The sequence below is a fragment of the Microbulbifer sp. A4B17 genome (assembly GCF_003076275.1).
In the GTDB taxonomy this organism is placed as follows: domain Bacteria; phylum Pseudomonadota; class Gammaproteobacteria; order Pseudomonadales; family Cellvibrionaceae; genus Microbulbifer.
Map to the genome: position 1 here is coordinate 124,010 of NZ_CP029064.1, position 20,150 is coordinate 144,159.

Here is a 20,150-nt window from a genome sequence, read left to right on the forward strand (position 1 = left end):
TCTACTGCTTTCCTTGCAGGTATGGGCCAATAACCTCAATCTTCTCAATCCAAATAGCCCCGCTGTAACCTTTGGGTAGAAAACTGAGTTCTTCAGGTGTGTAAATACCAGGCAAGCCTCGCTTGCCATTTTTATTGTCTACTGCCATCACTAAGCTATTGGCTTTGGCTACTCGTTCAGAGTAACGATTGGGCCAACCCCACAAAGCCCATCGCCAGGTATTGGGTGCAATAACAATGCTGTTGCGGCAAGCCTCGGGAAAGTAACCGCTCCAACCGAACAGTAAATATCGCAGAGCACATTGTTTGGCACTTGTCTTGCTGAAGGCCAATGCACTTGGCCGCAATTGCCGTATCCTTTTAATTGGACGATCGCCACCGTAGACCATTAGCCGGGAATTAATAGGCAATTGGTGTTGGCGAAGATAGTTATCCAGTCGATCTGCTTCTGTTGGATTATTACTCTTAATATTGATCAGAAACTGCTTACCGGGAAAGTGCAGCGAAACCTCTTTTAAAGTGGGAAGTAAGCCCACTCCTTGGCCACGAAAGGGAAATGTCTTGCCGCCATCAAAGGTATAGCCGTAACCAATATCCAGCTTCTTTAAATCCTCTATGGATTGTTCCCGGGTGACGCCTTTCCCGTTCGTGCGACAGTCAAGGGTCCAATCGTGAAACACCGCGAAGTCACCATCAGTGGTGGGGTGAATATCGATTTCGACAATGTCCGCACCATGGGAAAAGGCGGCCTCCATAGAGGGAATAGTATTTTCCAGGTAGCGGTGTTCCGGGGGATATATGTGAACTGCTGTGCAGTCGTCACGACCCAAATTATCGCGATTATAAGTTTGATAGACACCGCGATGAGAAATCAGGATGGGCTGGCCTTGGGGGGGCGGTGCCAGCCAGGAGGCATTAAGTAGGTAAATAGCACCGAGACCGAACAGAGTAAGCAATGCGCTGATTTTGATAATGGCGCTTCTTTTCATTTGGCTTCCCTGCCACTTTTGCCTGAAAGTGATGCCAATATTAGCGGGTTTAGGGACAGAGAACCGGGCGCTGATAAGGTGAATTATGGCGAATTCGGACGGTGGGTCTGGGGTGGTGCACCCCCCCCCAAAAAAATTATCAGAGTGCGGCTTTGGTAATGGTTCCCACCAGGTAGCCGGTATATACGAGGTAGGCCAATAACAGGGCGGCTCCCTCCCAGCGATTGATCCGGCCCTGCCCTTTGAAGCCGTAGGCAAAAATAAACAGGGCAATTGTGAGGCCCAGAACCATCGGCCAGTCGCGGGACAGCACCTCGTGGGGTACGTTGGCCATGGGAGCAATGGTGCCGGCAATGCCAACTACCGCCAGAAGATTAAACATATTGGAGCCGACAACGTTGCCGATGGCGATATCGTGCTCTCCTTTTCGGGCCGCCACTAAGGTTGCGGCAAGCTCCGGCAGTGAGGTTCCCAGGGCAACAATAGTCAGGCCTATCACCAGATCACTGACCCCCAAAGACTCGGCAATGGTTACTGCTCCCCATACGAGGATTCGGGAGCTGACAATCAATAGCACCAGACCTGCTACCAACCAAAATATGGCAGTTCCGAGTGGCATAGGGTTGTCTTCCAGCTCAGTTTCTACTTCGCCCTCAAGCTGGTCACCTTTATTGCGCATGGCAGAAAAGATACTCCAGCCGATCAAGGCGAAGAAACCGAATAACAGAACAATGCCCTCCCAGCGCTCCAAGCGATCATTCCACAGGAAGGCGCCACTGAGCAGGGTGATCGCCAGCAACAGCGGTAGTTCCTTGCGTACGATTTTTGAATGAACTGAGAGAGGAATCAGCAGCGCACTGAAGCCCAGAATCAGGCCGGTATTAGCGATATTGGAACCGTAGGCATTACCCAGAGCCAGGCCGGGGTTGCCATTCAATGCGGCGATGGCTGATACCACCATCTCTGGGGCGGAAGTGCCGAAGCCGACGATCACCATACCAATTAACAGTGTGGGCATGCCGCAGTGTTTAGCGGTGGCGGCAGCCCCATCCACAAAGCGGTCGGCACTCCAGACCAGCACAATAAAGCCGGCAATGATGGCAAGAGCGGCGAGAAGCATAAGGGTTCCTCAATAAATACATTCCAGCCGGGGTCTTTACCCGACAAACGGGGGCCGATTGTACCGGCTCTGGCAAATACAAAAAGGTATTCAGTTATGTGGATGGGATATCAGGGACAAATTAACGCAAATGTCCCGTCAGTCAGATGGTTTCGCTGCCAGTGTAGGCTACAGTCAATGCATGGCCCGGTAAATCTGCAGGGTGGCAATGGGGTGGCGCGCCCAGTCGCAATATCCCTCAGCTGGTGGAGATGTCGGGTAAATCTACGCGGGTCGCACAAAGCAATGCGCGGCAGATTCCGCGATATCCATGTCACCGGCTGCTAAGCCGGTTATTTAGGAGGCCTTATGAGACTCAAAGCATCAGTTGGGATACTGGCCGCGGCGATGGTTTTGACCCTATCTGCCTGCGAACAGCGCAAGAAAGATGAAGGGATGAACAGCGGTCAAGGGATGGGTGCCACTGAAACAGGTTGCTGCCAGCATGCCGAAAACGCCTGTGCTGGCGATGTGACCAAATCCCAATGCGATCAGATGACCGGTAAATTTCACAAGGATCACATGTGTCATACCGATACCGGTAAATGCGCCCGTAAATAAAGCTGGTTGTGAGGGGTGTGACACAATCTTTGTGACGCACCCTTCTACAATTTGCTCTTCCAGTCCTGTCCAAAGACCCTCTGTCAGCAGGTCACTCCTCAGAGCATTAAAATTAGCAAGTAGTGACTAAAGAACCTCTTGCAGTACCCATTTACTAGCTGATTCAGAGTTTCTTGACATTAGTTACATCTGCAACTAACTTCGTTTGCGCTTTAAATCCACAATCCGCGGCTCTGTTATGAGGTACCGCGATGATAAGAAATGGAGGACCGCATGGCCGACTTATTTGAAAACCCGATGGGACTGAACGGATTCGAATTCGTAGAATTTACTGCGCCGGAAAAAGGCATCCTTGAAACCGTTTTTGCCGCCATGGGCTTTGAGAAAATCGCCCGTCACCGCTCCAAAGATGTCGAGCTGTGGCGCCAGGGTGATATCAATTTTATCACCAACTACGAGCCCAACAGTCACGCCTACTACTACGCTCAGGAACATGGCCCCTCCGCCTGCGGTCTGGCTTTCCGCGTAAAAGATTCCAAATTCGCCTACGAAGAAGCCCTGCGTAAAGGTGCGCAGCCAGTCCATGTGAATACTGGCCCGATGGAGCTGCACCTGCCGGCAATTAAAGGTATTGGCGGCGCGACCCTTTATATGATCGACCGCTACGAAGACGGTGAATCCATCTACGATATTGACTTTATCTGGGAAGAGGGCGCAGAGCGCCGCCCCGAAGGTTGTGGTTTCCACACTCTGGATCACCTTACCCACAACGTGTATCGCGGTCGTATGGATTACTGGGCCAAGTATTACGAAGACCTGTTCAATTTCCGCGAGATTCGTTACTTCGATATCAAAGGCGAATACACCGGCCTGCTGTCCAAGGCGATGACTGCACCGGATGGCAAGATCCGTATTCCGCTGAACGAAGAAGCAGCTGGTGGCGGTGGCCAGATCGAAGAGTTCCTGATGAAGTACAACGGCGAAGGTATCCAGCATATCGCTTTTGCCTGTGACGACTTGATCGCCTGTTGGGATCGCCTGAAAGAGCGCGGCATGGAGTTTATGACTCCGCCGCCGGACACTTACTACGAAATGCTGGAAGAGCGCCTGCCTGGGCACGGTGAACCTACTGAAGAATTCCAGAGCCGTGGCATCCTGCTGGATGGCACCACCGAGGGCGGCCAACCACGCCTGCTGCTACAGATTTTCTCCGCCAATATGCTCGGCCCGGTATTCTTTGAGTTTATCCAGCGCAAGGAAGATGAAGGGTTTGGTGAGGGTAACTTTAAGGCCCTGTTCGAATCCATTGAGCGCGACCAGCTCAAGCGTGGCGTCATTAAAGAAAAGGAATAATAACGGAGGCTTCAATGGGCATTAAGCGCATTCACCACGTGGCGTATCGCTGTAGGGACGCCAAGGAGACAGTGGAATTCTACCGCGATCTTCTCGGCATGGACTTCCAGTTGGCCATTGCCGAAAACGAGGTACCCTCAACCGGTGAGCCGGACCCTTACATGCACGTCTTTATGGATGCGGGTATGGGGAATGTGCTTGCCTTCTTCGAAATCCCCAACTCCCCGGAGATGGGGCGCGATGAGAACACACCCAAATGGGTGCAGCATATCGCTTTCGAAGTGGAGTCCATGGATGAAATGCTTGAGACCAAAGCACGACTGGAAGCGGCCGGGGTCGACGTACTCGGCCCTACCAATCACACTATCTTCCAGTCGATCTACTTCTTCGACCCCAACGGCCATCGTATTGAGCTGGCCGCCAATACCGCCAAGCCTGGTATGCACAAAGAGCTGAAGCGGGTTGCTGAGGATATGTTGGAAGAGTGGTCGCGTACTAAAAAAGCCCCAAGGCACGCCGCCTGGATGCATGGGGAAGAAGAATTTGTGGAAAAAACTGAAGGGGAGGCACAGTGAAGTTAGCGAGCCTTAAATCCGGCCGCGATGGCCAATTGGTTGTTGTTAGCGACGATCTTACCCGTATGGTGCCAGCTGGCGATATTGCCCCCACCATGCAGAGTGCGTTGGACAATTGGGCATCAGTCAGCGGCGAGTTGGAGAAGTTACACGAGCGCCTGCAAAATGGTGAGATTCAAGGGGAAGCCTTTGACCAAACTCTGTGTGCTTCGCCTTTACCGCGCGCATATCACTGGGCCGACGGTAGTGCTTATGTGAATCATGTTGAGCTGGTGCGCAAAGCCCGCGGTGCCGAGGTGCCGGAGAGCTTCTACAGCGATCCGCTCATGTATCAAGGTGGTTCCGATACCTTCCTGGATCCACGCGAGCCGGTAAAGATGCCGCAAAGCAATGGCTTTGGCATCGACTTCGAGGCAGAAATTGCCGTGATCACTGACGATGTCCCTATGGGAGTATCTGCCGAGGATGCACTGTCTCATATCAAGCTGGTGATGCTGGTCAACGATGTGTCCCTGCGCGGTTTGATTCCAGCGGAGCTGGCCAAGGGATTTGGTTTCTACCAGTCCAAACCCTCCAGTGCTTTCTCACCGGTGTGTGTCACTCCCGAGCAGCTGGGTGAAAACTGGCGCGAGGGCAAACTGCACCTGCCATTGCTTTCCCACCTGAACGGCGAGAAGTTTGGCGAGCCCAATGCCGGTGTGGATATGACTTTCCACTTCGGACAATTGGTTGCCCACGCGGCCAGAACCCGTCCTCTTTGTGCAGGCACCATTATTGGCTCTGGAACAGTGTCCAATAAGTTGGATGGCGGCCCCGGTAAGCCTGTTGCAGAGGGTGGTGTTGGTTACAGCTGCATTGCTGAAATTCGCATGATTGAGACCATTCAGAATGGCTCTGCAAGCACGCCATTTATGGACTTTGGAAATACCATCGCCATCGAAATGCTCGATGATCAAGGTCAGTCTATTTTTGGCCGTATTGAACAGATTGTAGAGCAGGCTTAATCAGGTTTTAAAAAACCAACCAAATAATAACTATTATGGTAAAGGTTTGGTTGGTTTTTTAGCATGATGCATAAATGGTCCATTTCAGGAAAACTTTTTTCCGTTTTAGTGATATTAAATAAATATAAATTTTTACCGCTGTAATGGAGCCATGGCTATTTTTATCTGACACAACACCAGCTAACGGTTGCCTTTTTGTACAATTAAAAAACTGGCTGGTTTTGTATATATTCTTAATGCAAATGGTAATTCCTCTCGTTATACGCTAAGGATAAGATTTTCATGTAGGGAATTTATTAAACTATTCCCATTAGCCAAATGTTCTTGGTTAGCCATCCTTTTTTCCTCACTGCAAATCTAATACTAATGCCTCGCCCAAAAATAGTGCCAGAGTCGATTTAATAATTTTTTTTCTTGCCTATTTCTCTGGGTATTTATCTGCTTCAATGCGGTCCAAATTTTTGACGGCGTTCCAAAAACTCCCACGGTTCTCAATAAAAGGATTTTATGAGCGTCTCTTTTACCTAATAAAAATGAGGGATTTAAAAATGCCAATGTGGCTTGATAAGGTTGTTTTGAACCTAACGGCAACGCGTGTTCCAGCGGTGCAACAGTCTGTAATTACATATAATGGAGCGTATATTCCTTTTAGTCAGTGTGAAGATCCAATTTATAGCCATATTACTTCCAATGCCGCTACCTGCGGTGGTATTTGTGAAGCATTAGCAGCATTTTGGATTAAACATCATGCTGACGGGAATGATTTATGGAGCTGGTTAAAACCTGATGGCGTTTTAAATGTAGGTAACTTAAATCAGGTAATGGCGTTACAGCGTCAAGGAATTAATCCGCCTCCTCATCAAAATCAAGATACGGTAACTGAACTTTGGTTACAGGGGCAAAACATATTGCCGGCTAAATATAGTGCATTCCAGTATACGCTTCCAAATGGTCGGGGTGGACGTCAAATTAGAGGCTATAACCAAAATCGAATTTCCACCGGTACGAGTGCTCTATGTAATGCTAATGCTCTGGCGCGAGAAATTATTTTGGATCATGGGGGTGCGCCTCACAGCGATACCCGAAGCGGTAGGAAAACCTCCGGAGTCTATAAAAAAATATCTATTGAAAGTACTGTTTTTGGATTTATGCACACAATGAGTGCTTGGGTAGCGGAAGATATTTCATTCTTTGATCCAAATTTTGGTGAGTTTTATTTTTCAACAAAAACTGATTTTGTTAACTGGTTTACCCAAAGTTTCTGGTTTAGTTCTTCATACGCTTTAGGCTTGAGTGGAGCTTATGAAATCTTCACTTATTCGTCTCGAGCATAATGCTGAAGAGATAAATTATTTTTAGCTTGAGCTCCAATTGACATTTAATTTACGTTATCGTATTTATTATTTTAATTGGGGCTATGTTTCATAGAATATTCTCATACGATTGAGGCAAAAATTACATTTATAGAGTCCATACTCCCGCCGGGTAAAAGGGCAAAGCGGTATTTTATCTCCCAATGTTTTGGTAAGGGAGTTAATTCTCGGCCAGAACCTCCGGTGTTGATTGCTACAAGATAGTATCTCTTGACTGTACTTTTGCCAGGTTTTCAGTGGCGTTGCCAGCGGTAGCAGCACACTACCAGTTTTCCCCTCTCTGCCCTTCCCCCATGGGCGCTCGGCAGCCGGGTCTTCCCCCCGGCTGCCTTTTTTCCGATAGTCACTTTCAGCTGTATCGCCAATTGCTGACGGTGTGACTTTCAATTGCGATTATAGATGTTTCTGTGTTCGCTTGCATTTAAACATATGAACCAGGTGTCATCTATTACAAAAAATAAACGGTTGTAAAGAAGGTAGCTCGCAAAATGAGTATTTTTTTATCCAAAAAATAGTACCAGAGTCAATTTTAAGATAGAGCCTGAACTGACTAGCGCAAGGAGTTGAGTCTAAACCCATGAGGAATTTGTAGTGGCATGGAATGGTGTCCTTGTCGATAAAAAATAGTGCCAGAGTCAAATTAAAATTCGTGCCAGAGCCAATTTAACCTTGCGATTTATTGTGCTGATAAAAAGTGCCAGAGTCGATTTTATAAAAATTTATACACCTATCTGACTTGTAATTTTTCTGTTTCAATTTAACGCATACACCGGAAAGCACTTCTCAGAATTAATTAACTGATCATTGAAAAAGTGTTTTTATTTTCTGAATACAGGAGAAATGGATATGCCGATTTGGTTTGATAAAACAGTACTTGCACTTACCGGAACACGGGTTGGACCTGTTCAGAGATCTGTGGCCCAACACGGCGGCACGCTTCAATATAATTTCAGTCAGTGTTTAGATCCGGTAAAGGCACAGATCACCATACATCAGGATACAGCTGGTGGCGTCTGTGAATCTCTTAGCGCGCACTGGATTAAATTTCACGCAGAGGATGATAGCCTTTGGAATTGGCTCTTTCCCAACGGTGCACTGAGTGAACAGCATCTTTTTCATGTAATGACCCTGCATCAGATTGGTGGAAATGCACCCAATCAAGACCAGGTTTCTGAGGCATGGTTGCAATCTCACAATGTTCTGCCATTGCAAAATAATGGCGGTGTAGGTATCGCTGGGCCAAATGGTCGGCGTCAAATTCACGTTGTTACAGGCCCCCGCTTGGATCAAGGGCAAACTACCATGCGCAACTCTGCGGCGCTTGCCGATGAAATTATTAGAGAGCCGACAAGAAGTGCTGGTTCTTACAAGAAAATCGGTATTTCGGGTAAGGTGGGTGCCCATGCTATGGCAGCCTGGGTTGCAGAGGACGTGCTATTTTTCGACCCAAATTTTGGAGAGTTCTGGTTCCCAACTAAGAACGCATTCCGCAACTGGTTTGTAAACTCCTTCTGGAATACCTCTATGTATGCCATTGGCCTGAGCGGAAGCTATGACGTGCGCTGTTATGCACATGCAACCTGAGTAGCCAATAAACTGCCTTACTGGTGGGTGGATGGAATTCTATTCCTCCACCTATCCTTTGGCGGTATGTTTATCCCGCCGAGCCCCCATCGTCCATCCTTCGTGTATAGTGCTGGCACAAGCTTGCCATCCCTACAGTCTCGTAGGGTAACCAATAGAGCAAGTTCTGTTGTTCTTTTTGGATACCAACAGCACTATGGAGCCCAGGGTGAAACCCAAGAGATCACTTACCTATTACCTAAAGTCCCTAGCGGGGTCGATTATTGCCGCCAGCCTCTTAATACCTTCGGCTTGGGCTGTGACTGCCACTAAAGAGTTACAGGACGTTATTGCCGACCACTGGCAGTACACGCTGAGAGAGGACCCTATTATTGCTGGCAGGGTTGGCGTTTCCGATTATAACCGCGAGTTGCCAAGAGTAACTGCCGAAGATCGAAAGCGTCGTATTAAGGCCGAGAAGGCTTTTATCGTACGCCTAAAAGCTATTGACAAAAGTAAGTTGAGTGCTTCGGATCGTGTTAATAGTGAGCTTCTTTCCTGGGTTCTCGCCAGTTCGATTGAGTCCAAAGAGCTGCTCCTCGATCGAATTCCCCTGAATACCTTCTCGAGTTTTTACACCAGTGCGCTAGAAGCAAATCATGGGTTGGCGATGAGGGATACGGCCGATTATGAAGACTATATCGCTCGCATTGGTCAGTTTGGTCGCTATTTCGATGAAAATATCGCGAATATGCGTGAGGGTATCCGTACAGGTTTTGTCTTGCCAAAAATCGTTGTTCAAGGCATAGCGCCAACCGTTCGAGCCCAGGTATATAAAGATCCCAGTAAGAGCAGTTTATACAAGCCTTTTGCTGAGATGCCGCAAACCATCGCGCCAGATGATCAGAAGCGCCTGCGTGAGCAGGGCTTAGCGGTGATTAAGCAAGTAGCTATTCCCGCATTTGAACGGGTAGCGAATTTCCTTGAGGGCGACTACCTCAAGGCTGCCAGTAAGACGTTGGGTGCTGAGCAGATGCCCGGTGGTAGCGACTACTATCGGCACAATATACGTTACTTCGTCACCTTGGATCTGGACCCTTCAGAGATTCATCGCACAGGTCTTGCTGAAGTGAAGAGAATTCGCGCAGAGATGAAAGCGCTGATTAAGGAGTCCGGCTTTAAAGGGAGCTTTACTGAGTTCACCCAGTTCCTGCGCACAGACCCACAGTTCTATGCCAAAACACCAGAACAATTGCTCAAGGAAACGGCCTATATCTCCAAGCGCATTGACTATGTACTGCCGGAGTTCTTTAACCTGCTGCCGCGCACGCCTTATGGTGTGGTACCAGTTCCCAGTGAAATAGCACCCAACTACACTACGGCTTCATATAATCCAGCGGCCATAGGTGGTACCCGTGGCGGAGCCTACTGGCTGAACACCCACGGGCTGGACCAGCGCCCACTGTATGAGCTGCCAGCTTTGACCTTACATGAGGCTGTGCCAGGTCATCACTTACAGAACGCTCTCTCACAAGAACTGGAGAATGTTCCAGACTTTCGACGTAACCTCTATTTAAGTGCTTATGGAGAGGGTTGGGCCTTGTATTCCGAGCGACTGGGCAAAGAAATGGGACTTTACACGACGCCCTATGAACATTTTGGCCGACTCAGTTATGAAATGTGGCGGGCTGCCCGTTTGGTGATCGATACCGGTATTCACTCCCAGGGGTGGACGCGGCAGCAAGCATTAAACTTCCTTTCCAATAATACGTCACTATCCCCGGCTAATGTGCGTGCGGAGGTCGATCGCTATATTTCCTGGCCGGGCCAGGCACTGTCCTACAAAATGGGTGAAATTAAAATCCGCCAGCTACGTGCCCAGGCGGAAAAAGAACTTGGTGACAAGTTTGATTTGCGAGCGTTTCACGATGCTTTGTTAAGTAACGGTGCTCTGCCTCTATCAATGCTGGAAGAGCAAATGCAGCACTTTATTGAAGAGCAAAAGTCAGCCTAATCCCGCCTCAGACCCCGTTCATAAGCTGTGAGTGGGGTTGTACTATTACAAGATACTCACTGTTTAAGACTAAATTTTACCTAATCTAGAATGTTTTCTTTTCGAATAACTTATACTTGATGTCCTCCTGCCTGGCGGAAAATGCAACATCATTGTCCTTTATTCGAGTGGTGACCTGATAAATAATCAAGATCTAATGATATCTCGAAAAAAATCCAATATTTTTATGTATCTAAGGGGCTTATACATAACTTTAGATATCTTCTCGGATCTTAAAAGTTGCAGTTATTAGGCACAACTCGCAATGAAGTGCTTGAGATATCACGGGGTTATTTAGAGCCCCATTAATTAGACTTGTTTTCTATATTTCTTTGAGGGCCAGAGTGAATAATTTTAAGTGGTTACTTTGTTTAGTTTTATCATTATTAAGTTGCGTAGCTTTGGCATCGCCAAAAGAATCTATTAATATAACAATCGATTTTGAAAGCGCTGAGATGTTAATTGATATTTTATCTGAGAATAAAGTATCTGACCAGCAACTGGAAAAGTTGGTAAATTTGCCGGGTATACAGGCAACAATCTATCAAACTTCAAGGTTTGATAGCAGAGCCAGTGAGAAGTTATTTAGATCAAGTTTAATAGATGCGGTAGAAGGAAAGCCGCTTTTAGATGATCCTTTCAGGTTACAAAAACTTAAAGAGAAGTTGCCTGAAGTAGAAAGTATTATCAGTATTCTTAAAGAAGATCCTCAGCAATATTTAAATGAAATACGTAAGGGAATTGGAGCTTACTCTCCTAAAGACATTTCCTTTGATGCCAATATTTTCATCGTTGTAGGAGGCACTTCTGATGGCTGGGCGAAAGATGGTAATTTCTATATTGCATTGCAGTATTTCAATGGAGATTATGAAGGCCTGCTGACACTTTCAATTCATGAGTTATATCATATTGCTCAATCCAATTTTTATGGAAAAAAAGAAAAACATGGCTCAATCTGTGAAAAAGTCTTAAATGAAACTCGGCTAGAGGGTATAGCGTCTATTGTTGGCTCGCCATTAAATATCGTGGAAGGAAAGAACTATACTGCCTGGTTCCAGAAAAAATTTAATAGGAATTTACAGCGTATAGATGACAATTTTTCACTATTTGAAGTTATATTGTTCCGCGGATGCAATGATCCTGAGATTGACTTTAATAAAATCTATCCTCTAGGGTTTTCTGGAGCATGGGATAGCCCACTTTACTTTGTAGGTTACTATATCGGTAGTGCGATTGAGGAGGCTAAAGGCAGAGAGTTTCTTATTTCAGTTTTAAAGGACTCCCCTTCTACAATGTTTAAAGCCTATATTGACATTTATAAAGATGATAAAAGCAAAAATTTAACAAGATTTGATAAATCGATTGAAGATATTATTTTGGCAATGTAGTGAGTGCTTAATTAGAACTACTGAAATTAGCTATAAGTTAAGTTGGGCGACAAATGATAGTCGCCCAATTCTTTCGTGATATACCTAGATATTCTTATAATTTCCTTCCTGTAGCAAATTATCTATTCATGGAGTTGAAAAAGTGTGTATCGCTGACTACTTTAAGTAGTTAGATGTCTATTCGGATTGATTGTATTCAAATTTATTTGCATAGATGGCGTGTATAAAACAATCTATTAAATATTTTATATGGTTTTAATTAAGGGTTGTAAGTAAAAGCGTTATCTATATAGAGAGCCTATATGCCTGACTGTCAAGTTGGGGTGGTGATACCAACATTTAATGAGCAAGAGAAGATCGTTAATACATTAAGTTCTATTATCAGAGATAATAGAGTTAGTGTGAAAATTTATCTATCCGATGACAATTCCTCCGATGGCACAGTTGCCTCAGCAACTGATTTCCTAAAGAGTAGTAATACCCCACACCAGCTTTTTTTAAATGATTGTGACAGGGGAGCAGGTATCTGTAGAAATCGTGCTCTTGATCAGATAGCAGAACCTCTTATTTTATTCTTTGATGCAGATGATGTAATTATTCCTGGTACGCTGGATAGAGCCGTCGCTATCGCTACGAAAATCGATAGTGACGTTTTGTTGATGGCCTATCAATGTAGATTTCCTGGCGAGAAAATAAATCTCGGGATGGCAGGGGATGACCATTCAATTTTCTATAGATCTCATAATACTTTTGGTAATGGACTATTTTCCGCTTTAGATTTTGATGCCATTCTCCTGTTAACCCCATATCCTTGGAATAAGTTAATTAAAACCAGTTATGCAAAAAGTATATCCCTGAGATTTTCGCCAACACCAGTTCATAATGATGTACTGGCACATTGGAACTTGCTGGTAAACGCCAGAAATCTTGCATTATTTAAATCTCCATTTTGTATTCATTATATTTATTCCACAGAAAGCCGATTATCAAATGTTTCAGATGGCAGACGTACATCTATATTACAGGTTTTTGATGAGCTTGAAGCTTTCTTTAATAAAAATTTAAATGCTAGAGAAAGATTTTATCACTTATATATAAAATTCAAGTTGGGCCTGTTTAACTGGTGTTGTCGAAACCTCTCTGAAGAATATAGAGCTAACTTTAAAGTCAATTTTTCAAGATCTTTTCTATCATTGACCTGTATGGACTACAGGATGCTCTTTGAAAGAGATCCGGATATTGCTAATGCTGTATTGGAATACCGAACATCGGTGGTATGTGTATGATATCAATCGTTGTTGTTTCAAGGGTGGATGACAGCCATCTCAATAATTGCCTGCAAAGCATCGTTCGACAGCAATACAAAGATGTTGAAATTCTTGTCTTAATGTTGTCAGAAAAGCATGAAAGTCAGAGTCGAGTTATTGATTTCTTAAGAATATTACCAAAAATCAGGTTTATTGATATACCAAATACCCCTCAGGTCGACACTCAGTTTATTTTTGAATTTGGAATAAAAAATACGTTTGGAGAGTATATAGTATTTATAGAAGGGAATGACTGTTTTTATCCGAATATACTTGGTAGTTTATACAATGCCATTAAGGGCGAAGATCCCGAAATAGTATTTTCTTATCATAATAGTGATTTTCCTAAATTATCTGGCACCTATAATGATAAGAAGAGGATTGTTTTAGGGAGCAATTCCAAAAATATCAGGAGGTTTTATCGCAGAGACTTTGCCTATGATAAAAAAATATCTGGCTACACTTCGAATTCCTGTGTAAATAGTCATATCTTGCATTGGGTATCCACGCTCAAAGCGAAATCTATATCGATTATTCTTGAAAGTGGATCATATAGTGTGGTTAATCCCAATGATATAAATAATGGGAGCACTTTTCAGAAATTGGTGAATCAATATGATTTTTTATTTGATTATCTAAATAATAACGTCAATTTCTCAGGTTACAAGAGCGATCTATTGGGAAGCTGGTTGGTCTACTTACTCAAGTTGCGACCTGTCTATGGTGATAAAAAAGTAAGTTATTTGGTGGTTAACTCAAACTTTATAAGTAAATATACCGAAAAAGATTTTTTCAGAGTTTCTGCAAACTTGCAAATTGAAAGAAGTGAGCAGAGCCTGCTAAGAGAGTGGTATTCCAATTGCAGTAAAAAGGCGAAGACAGCTAATATTTTTTATACATTATTACCGACCAAGTTATCCCGATATGTTCGCAAAAATGGTGTTAAATACTCAATAAATAAGGTGATTCAGCCTGTTTACTACAGGCTTCCCGATTGGATCAAATCACTTATTGATTTTATAGGAAAAAAATTCAAAGGGAGGGTTTCCAATCGTGAGTTGCTTGAGAAGTTGGAGTACTTGGTTAAGCAAGCTAGATTCGAACAGTATATGTCGATGATTAATGAGGAGCATGAGAAGCAGACATTGAAGCAGCTGGATGAAATCAGGCAGGAACTGACGGAGCTTAGAAAAGAAGTTCATTGACAATCTTTTCTAAAACCTCAGTAAACAATTGTAATTGCCTGCCTGATAAGAATCAGTTCATGAAATGTACAAGCTACTGTAACATTTTTAAATGGAATTAGCTTATCCATCCCATAGAGTGAGCATACTTCATTAACATTCCACTACACATAAGAACCACCAGTGCTCGCAAGTAGCCGGGATTTATTTTAAATAAGAAGTGAGATCCCAGCCATGCACCTATAACCTGCCCAGCCATCATCAAGATGCCTGCTACCCATAAAATTTGCCCAGCAAATAAGAATACAATTAAAGATGCGATGTTGGTGGAAAAATTGAGTGGTTTTGCGTTGGCAGTGGAGGTCAGTAGGTCTTGTCCCCGGCAGGCAACACCTGATAAAGCAAAAAATGACCCTGTCCCGGGACCAAACATACCATCGTAATAGCCAATAAGTGGGATTACTCCATATTGGTATTTCTTGTTTGAGATCTTGGGTTTATCACTACTATGTGTTAGTGATGGAGAAAAAATAAAGTAAATAGCGATAAATAGAAGAACGATAGGGATAATAAATGACAAAACATCAGTATTTATAAATTGCACTGCTATTGTACCCATGGTTGCGCCAATAAAGGCAAATAGCATTAGCTTTTTGATCCTATCCCAACTTATTTTTTTGTTTTTTAACATCATGTAGGTAGCTGTCGCAGTACCAATACTACCTTGCAATTTATTGGTGCCCAAAGCAGCTAGTGGCGGTACTCCACTAAGGATAAGGGCTGGTACGGTTATCAGACCACCACCGCCTGCCAGTGTATCAAGCAGACCTGCAATAATTGCAACGCAAAATAAAACAAATAGTAACTCTATAGAGAAGCTAGCGAACTCCAAGAAGGTATCTCCTTTCGCCCGGAATTAGTGGTAATTTTGTTAAATGCCAACAACAATTTATTGGCCGGTTTTTGCAGGGGTTCCTTATTTAATATGTTGAATTGCTTTCTTGCCACCATATCAGGAAATCCTCCCCTACTGAATATTGGGGCAGGGAGTGACGACTTTTTTTAATTCCTTGTTCCTGCTCCATCTCAGTTACTTTTAACTTGGCGGCTTCAAACCAAGCCTCAGGGTTGTAGACTCCCTGATTGAGGGCTTCACCGTAAAGTGCTGAGCTAAACCAGGTGCGTTCCGAATCATCGCTACACCCAAAGGAGCTGCGATCAGCAGCGGCTGAAGTAAATATGACCCTATTGGGGCTGTTCAGGGTTTCTATCCATTGACCGGAAAAACAGGCTGAAACAATAACCCATTGGTACTGTGCGTTAATATTTTCCAGCCATTGCCGCCCATCTTTCAGTGAGAAATCGTTTAGGGGAATTTCCCCCTCCGCAATTTTGAAATCTCCATTGCGAGCACCATGGCTGACCAGGTGTATCAGAAGTAAATCTTCTTTGGGGGCCATTAACTGATCAATAGCATTGAGGCTTTCCTGGATACTGGTGCGGGTAGCCAGGGGGAAACCGTATCCGCCGCCGTTACTGAGGCGCAGCATACGTTGGTCGATGCTGAAGGCTTCATCAAGGCGCTCCGCTACCCAGTCCAGCTCCCTGGCGAATACTGGTGAGGTGCCATCACCACCTACTAACAGGGTGTAAATATCGCGTACGCCAGGCCTCTGCGAGGGGAGGCTGGCTATGGCATTTCGTAAGCGCTCACTCTCGCTATAGAGACGGGCTTCTGCTTGGGCGCCAGGAATATTCGCCTGTGCGCGCCAGGCGTCTTCGCTGGGGTAATAGATGCCTCCGGAGAAATAGCCAGACTCCTCAGTAGTATTTCCTTCAGCATCCGTACTTATTCGTACACCTTCGCCTTCTGCTTCTCCATAGCGAAAAGTGGCACGGAATACCGTGCCGTCGGGCTGGGTGAGTTCACCTTCGCCGGAGTAGGAGCCGTATTCGAAGCTGCCGGTATAACGATAGCCTTCACTATCCGAATAGCTGCCCTGTATTAAGGTGCCGTATTCAAAGGTGCCTTGGTAAAGGCTTCCATCTTCTTTTGTGAGCTTGCCTTCGCCGTGGAAGCTATAGTTCAAAAACTCGCCGCTGTAAGTTTCGCCATCATTCCAATTAAGGGTACCGTTTTGTAACTCTCCCTCAAGGAATTCCCCCGCCCACTCAGCTTCATCGCAGCTATAGCGGCCTTTGCCATGGAGCTCTCCGTTGAGGAACTCGCCTTCGTAGCTACAGCCATCACTTCCAGTTAACTCACCTTCACCTGTCATGCGACCCTCTCGAAAGTCGCCACGATAATGGCTGCCATTGGGCCATTCGAGCTGACCCGGCCCATGAAACAGGCCGTTAAGCATCTCGCCTTTGTAAACAGAGCCATCTGGCAAGGCGGTACCACCTGCGAACTGGCTTGGTTCACAGGCGCTGAGTAAGAACATAAACGGCGTTAAATAGGTGTATCTCATTCCATGATCCAGCGTCCGGCTTTTGGAATCAGACTAACAAAAAATGATGCCAAGTGGCCTCTATGTTTTATTCAGCTGGTCGAATTTAAGACCGTATTTATCTAAAAGTTGGCGTACCCGGTGTGAGTCGTTGTTGGATTTTTTTGAGGTGCGGCTCACTTGAAATAATTTGCGTCCGGCCTCTGCCATCGAGTTGGATTCTTCACAAACCTGAATTAGCCCAGCAAGTTTGATTTGCTCGTAGTAATCCATCTGTTCGAAGTGGTCGCGGCCCAATAATGCTTCAATACGGGCAAGAGGTAGCGGTGAATCTGTTAGTGGGTTTTGCCATTTAATTCGCAACCTATGGATTTCCTCTTCCACTACCTGAGTCGTGATACGCCCACCGTCGGCGAGGGTACCCATACGCAGGATACTGGCGTTAAGGTCGCGAAAGTTCGCAGACCAGCTGGCCTCGCGGGAGCGCCCAAAACTCAGGTACTTTTCCCGTGCTGCTCTATTAAAGCTGACAAGATGCCCGGATTTCCTGGAGAAAGCCTCCAGCTCAAAATCTATATTGGGTTCCAGGTCTTCAATACGCTCTCGTAGAGAGGGCAGTCGGTAGGTCCACAGATCGATACGGGCGAGCAGGTCCGCGCGAAATTTACCTTCTTGGCAGAGCTGCACCAGATCCCGGTTGGTACCGGCAATCAATTGGAAGTGACTGCTAATTTCCTTATCTGAGCCGAATGGCATAAAGCGTTTGTGCTCAATCGCGCGCAATAGCATGGCTTGTTCATCCAAGCCCAACTCACCGATTTCATCGAGAAACAGCAGGCCTTTATCCGCTTCCATTAGCAAGCCTGGCCGGTGGGTGGTGGCACCGGTATAGGCGCCTTTACGGTGGCCGAACAGGGCGGACATGGCATTCTCGCCGCGCAGGGTGGCGCAGTTAACGGCTACCAGTCCGCCCTCCAGCTTGCCCCGCTGCTTGCGTAGTTCAAAGACACGCTGGGCCAGCTGGGATTTACCTGCCCCTGTGGGACCGGTAATTAGTATGGGGGCGTCGGAGCGAATCGATACCTGCTCCAGCTGCTCGATCATCTGGTTAAAAGCGAGATTGTTGGTCTCGATTCCCCCCTTCAGATAGGTGGTGCCCTCCTGGTGTTCCCTCTGGAAGCGCGAGGCAATCTGGTCGTATTTGGACAGGTCCAAATCGATGATTTGGTATTCGCCCGGCAAGCTACTGTTCTTTCGCGCCGGGGAAGTTTGCAGCAGACGCCCGGGGAAATACCCCGCCTCTGTTAACAGGTACAAGCAGATCTGAGCTACATGAGTACCGGTGGTGATATGCACCAGGTACTGCTCGTCATCCGGCTTGAAGCTATAGGCGCGGGCGAAATCCAGCAGATTGCTATACACGCTCTCGAAATCCCAAGGGTCATTGAAGTTCACCCGGTGGTGGACCACTTCGGTCTCTGGAGAGACCCGCGCAATATCTTCTGTGACCTGGTCGGCCAGGTTTTTTGAGTGGTTGTCGAAGAGGAGCTCCAGCCGATCGATCAATAGATCATCGTGCTGGCACATGGAAATGTTTGGGCGCCACTTATCCCAGCGCTTGTCGCCTTTGCCGCGCCGGTCCTTGCTGGTACCAAGAATACTGATAGCGATTGTCTTCATGCTATCTAAAATATGATTTAACTATCAAAAAAGATAGATATTTATCAATCCCTTGTCTCAAGAAATCTACTAAAAAACCCTGAGATAGAAAATAAATCGTTAAAAAACAATAAGTTATAAGTATTTTTCAGCTGTCTGCAAAAGTTGGCACCCAATTCGCTATATCAATAAATAAATGAAACACATGAATACCAAGCGCGGTTTCAAAAGGAGTGGAAGATGAAACCAATGCCATATGAAGTAATGCAGGCAGGTGGGGTACCGATTAAGTCCTGGACCCTGGGTGTGCCTTTTGAAGATGAAGCCAAAGCGCAGCTCAAAAATATCTCGCAGATGCCATTCGTCCATAAATGGGTCGCGGCGATGCCTGATGTACATCTGGGCAAAGGCGCCACCATTGGCAGCGTGGTCCCAACTCTGGGGGCAGTAATTCCCGCTGCCGTAGGGGTGGATATTGGCTGCGGCATGATGGCGGTTCGCACCAGCCTGACGGCGGCGCAACTGCCGGACAACCTGGCTGGAGTGCGCAGCGCCATCGAGCGCGCAGTGCCCCACGGACGTACTGGCCGACACCGGGGGAGAGGTCGGGATAAGGGGGCCTGGGAGAATCCACCGGACGATGCACTTGCCGGTTGGGTGCCTCTGGCCGCCCAGTTTGAGCTGCTCAAAGAGAGGCACCCGGTATTAAAAAATACTAATAATATCAATCACCTGGGAACGCTTGGCACAGGCAATCACTTTATCGAGATGTGCCTGGATGAACAGGGTAGCGTGTGGTTGATGCTGCATAGTGGCTCCCGGGGAGTGGGAAATCGAATAGGCACTTACTTTATTGAGAAAGCCAAGCGGGATATGGAGCGCTGGCATATCCACTTGCCGGACAGTGACCTGGCTTATTTCCCGGAAGGTACAGAGCACTTTGATGACTATGTGCAGGCGGTGGAGTGGGCGCAGGAGTTTGCCCGTATCAATCGCGAAGTAATGATGGTGCGAACTATCGGCGCGGTGAAGCAGGCCCTGGGGATGGATTTTGAGGCACGGATGGAAGCGGTGAATTGTCACCACAATTACGTTTCCCGCGAGCATCATTACGGCAAAGATGTGCTGGTGACCCGGAAAGGCGCTGTAAGAGCGCGTGCCGGCGAAATGGGTATTATTCCCGGTAGTATGGGGGCCAAGTCATTTATTGTGCGGGGGCTGGGTAACGAAGAAAGCTTCTGTAGCTGTAGCCATGGGGCCGGACGAGTGATGTCCCGTACCAAGGCCAAAAAGCTGGTCTCCCTGGAAGAGCATCGCGCGGCCACCGCCGATGTGGAATGCCGAAAAGACGAGGGTGTGATCGATGAAACCCCATCGGCCTACAAACCTATCGAGAAGGTTATGGCAGCACAGAAAGACCTGGTGGAAATCGTCTACACCCTCAAGCAAGTGGTTTGCGTCAAAGGCTGACGCGTTTTAGGCCAGGGATCGGCCGAACTAAAGCAATTGCCAAAGCATGCAGGTTGCCGGGCG

Annotated in this window: 16 protein-coding genes; 11 read left to right on the forward strand and 5 right to left on the reverse strand. The window is 46.4% G+C overall.

What is annotated here, in order from left to right:
• Position 1 precedes the first annotated feature (1 nt).
• Positions 2-988, reverse strand: coding sequence for a glycerophosphodiester phosphodiesterase family protein (locus BTJ40_RS00590; RefSeq protein ID WP_108731296.1), 987 nt, complete (start codon positions 986-988; stop codon positions 2-4).
• 139 nt (positions 989-1,127) lie between these two features.
• A complete protein-coding gene (locus BTJ40_RS00595) occupies positions 1,128-2,108 on the reverse strand; it encodes a calcium/sodium antiporter (protein ID WP_108731297.1) in 981 nt (326 codons plus the stop codon).
• Between the two features lie 348 nt (positions 2,109-2,456).
• On the opposite strand from BTJ40_RS00595, the gene BTJ40_RS00600 reads away from it, so the two are divergent.
• From BTJ40_RS00600 to BTJ40_RS00645, 10 genes are all read left to right on the forward strand, one after another.
• Positions 2,457-2,708 carry a hypothetical protein gene (locus tag BTJ40_RS00600; RefSeq protein WP_108731298.1) on the forward strand — a complete coding sequence of 84 codons (252 nt, stop codon included), beginning with the start codon at positions 2,457-2,459 and terminating at the stop codon, positions 2,706-2,708.
• A gap of 273 nt (positions 2,709-2,981) precedes the next feature.
• Positions 2,982-4,061: a 4-hydroxyphenylpyruvate dioxygenase gene (gene hppD, locus BTJ40_RS00605; protein ID WP_108731299.1), complete on the forward strand. Its 1,080-nt coding sequence runs from the start codon at positions 2,982-2,984 to the stop codon at positions 4,059-4,061.
• Between the two features lie 14 nt (positions 4,062-4,075).
• Positions 4,076-4,636, forward strand: a complete 561-nt coding sequence (locus BTJ40_RS00610) for a VOC family protein (protein ID WP_108731300.1) — start codon at positions 4,076-4,078, stop codon at positions 4,634-4,636.
• Positions 4,633-5,640 (forward strand): fumarylacetoacetate hydrolase family protein, encoded by a 1,008-nt coding sequence (locus BTJ40_RS00615; RefSeq protein ID WP_108731301.1) that lies wholly within the window; start codon positions 4,633-4,635, stop codon positions 5,638-5,640. Before BTJ40_RS00610 ends, BTJ40_RS00615 begins: the two co-directional genes overlap by 4 nt.
• 548 nt (positions 5,641-6,188) lie before the next feature.
• Positions 6,189-6,974, forward strand: coding sequence for a YopT-type cysteine protease domain-containing protein (locus BTJ40_RS00620; protein ID WP_157953841.1), 786 nt, complete (start codon positions 6,189-6,191; stop codon positions 6,972-6,974).
• An 885-nt stretch (positions 6,975-7,859) separates the two neighbouring features.
• Positions 7,860-8,597: a YopT-type cysteine protease domain-containing protein gene (locus tag BTJ40_RS00625; RefSeq protein ID WP_157953842.1), complete on the forward strand. Its 738-nt coding sequence runs from the start codon at positions 7,860-7,862 to the stop codon at positions 8,595-8,597.
• A gap of 208 nt (positions 8,598-8,805) precedes the next feature.
• A complete protein-coding gene (locus tag BTJ40_RS00630; protein WP_108735114.1) occupies positions 8,806-10,590 on the forward strand; it encodes a DUF885 family protein in 1,785 nt (594 codons plus the stop codon).
• A 383-nt stretch (positions 10,591-10,973) separates the two neighbouring features.
• Entirely contained in the window at positions 10,974-12,017 is a 1,044-nt protein-coding gene (locus BTJ40_RS00635) for a DUF5700 domain-containing putative Zn-dependent protease (protein ID WP_157953843.1), read from the forward strand.
• Between the two features lie 302 nt (positions 12,018-12,319).
• The gene (locus tag BTJ40_RS00640; RefSeq protein ID WP_108731305.1) at positions 12,320-13,303 is read left to right on the forward strand and encodes a glycosyltransferase family A protein; all 984 of its coding nucleotides are present in this window, start codon (positions 12,320-12,322) and stop codon (positions 13,301-13,303) included.
• A complete protein-coding gene (locus BTJ40_RS00645; RefSeq protein WP_157953844.1) occupies positions 13,300-14,529 on the forward strand; it encodes a glycosyltransferase family A protein in 1,230 nt (409 codons plus the stop codon). Before BTJ40_RS00640 ends, BTJ40_RS00645 begins: the two co-directional genes overlap by 4 nt.
• Positions 14,530-14,626: 97 nt before the next feature.
• Here BTJ40_RS00645 and BTJ40_RS00650 read toward each other — a convergent pair whose 3' ends face one another.
• The 3 genes from BTJ40_RS00650 to rtcR form a co-directional block, all read right to left on the reverse strand.
• Positions 14,627-15,400, reverse strand: a complete 774-nt coding sequence (locus BTJ40_RS00650; RefSeq protein WP_108731307.1) for a TSUP family transporter — start codon at positions 15,398-15,400, stop codon at positions 14,627-14,629.
• Between the two features lie 88 nt (positions 15,401-15,488).
• Entirely contained in the window at positions 15,489-16,979 is a 1,491-nt protein-coding gene (locus BTJ40_RS00655; protein WP_108731308.1) for a C13 family peptidase, read from the reverse strand.
• A 60-nt stretch (positions 16,980-17,039) separates the two neighbouring features.
• Positions 17,040-18,638, reverse strand: coding sequence for an RNA repair transcriptional activator RtcR (gene rtcR / locus BTJ40_RS00660; RefSeq protein ID WP_108731309.1), 1,599 nt, complete (start codon positions 18,636-18,638; stop codon positions 17,040-17,042).
• A gap of 219 nt (positions 18,639-18,857) precedes the next feature.
• Here rtcR and BTJ40_RS00665 point away from each other — a divergent pair, with 219 nt between their 5' ends.
• Complete coding sequence (locus BTJ40_RS00665) at positions 18,858-20,087, forward strand: RtcB family protein (RefSeq protein WP_108731310.1); 1,230 nt, start codon at positions 18,858-18,860, stop codon at positions 20,085-20,087.
• The last annotated feature ends 63 nt before the right edge of the window (positions 20,088-20,150 follow it).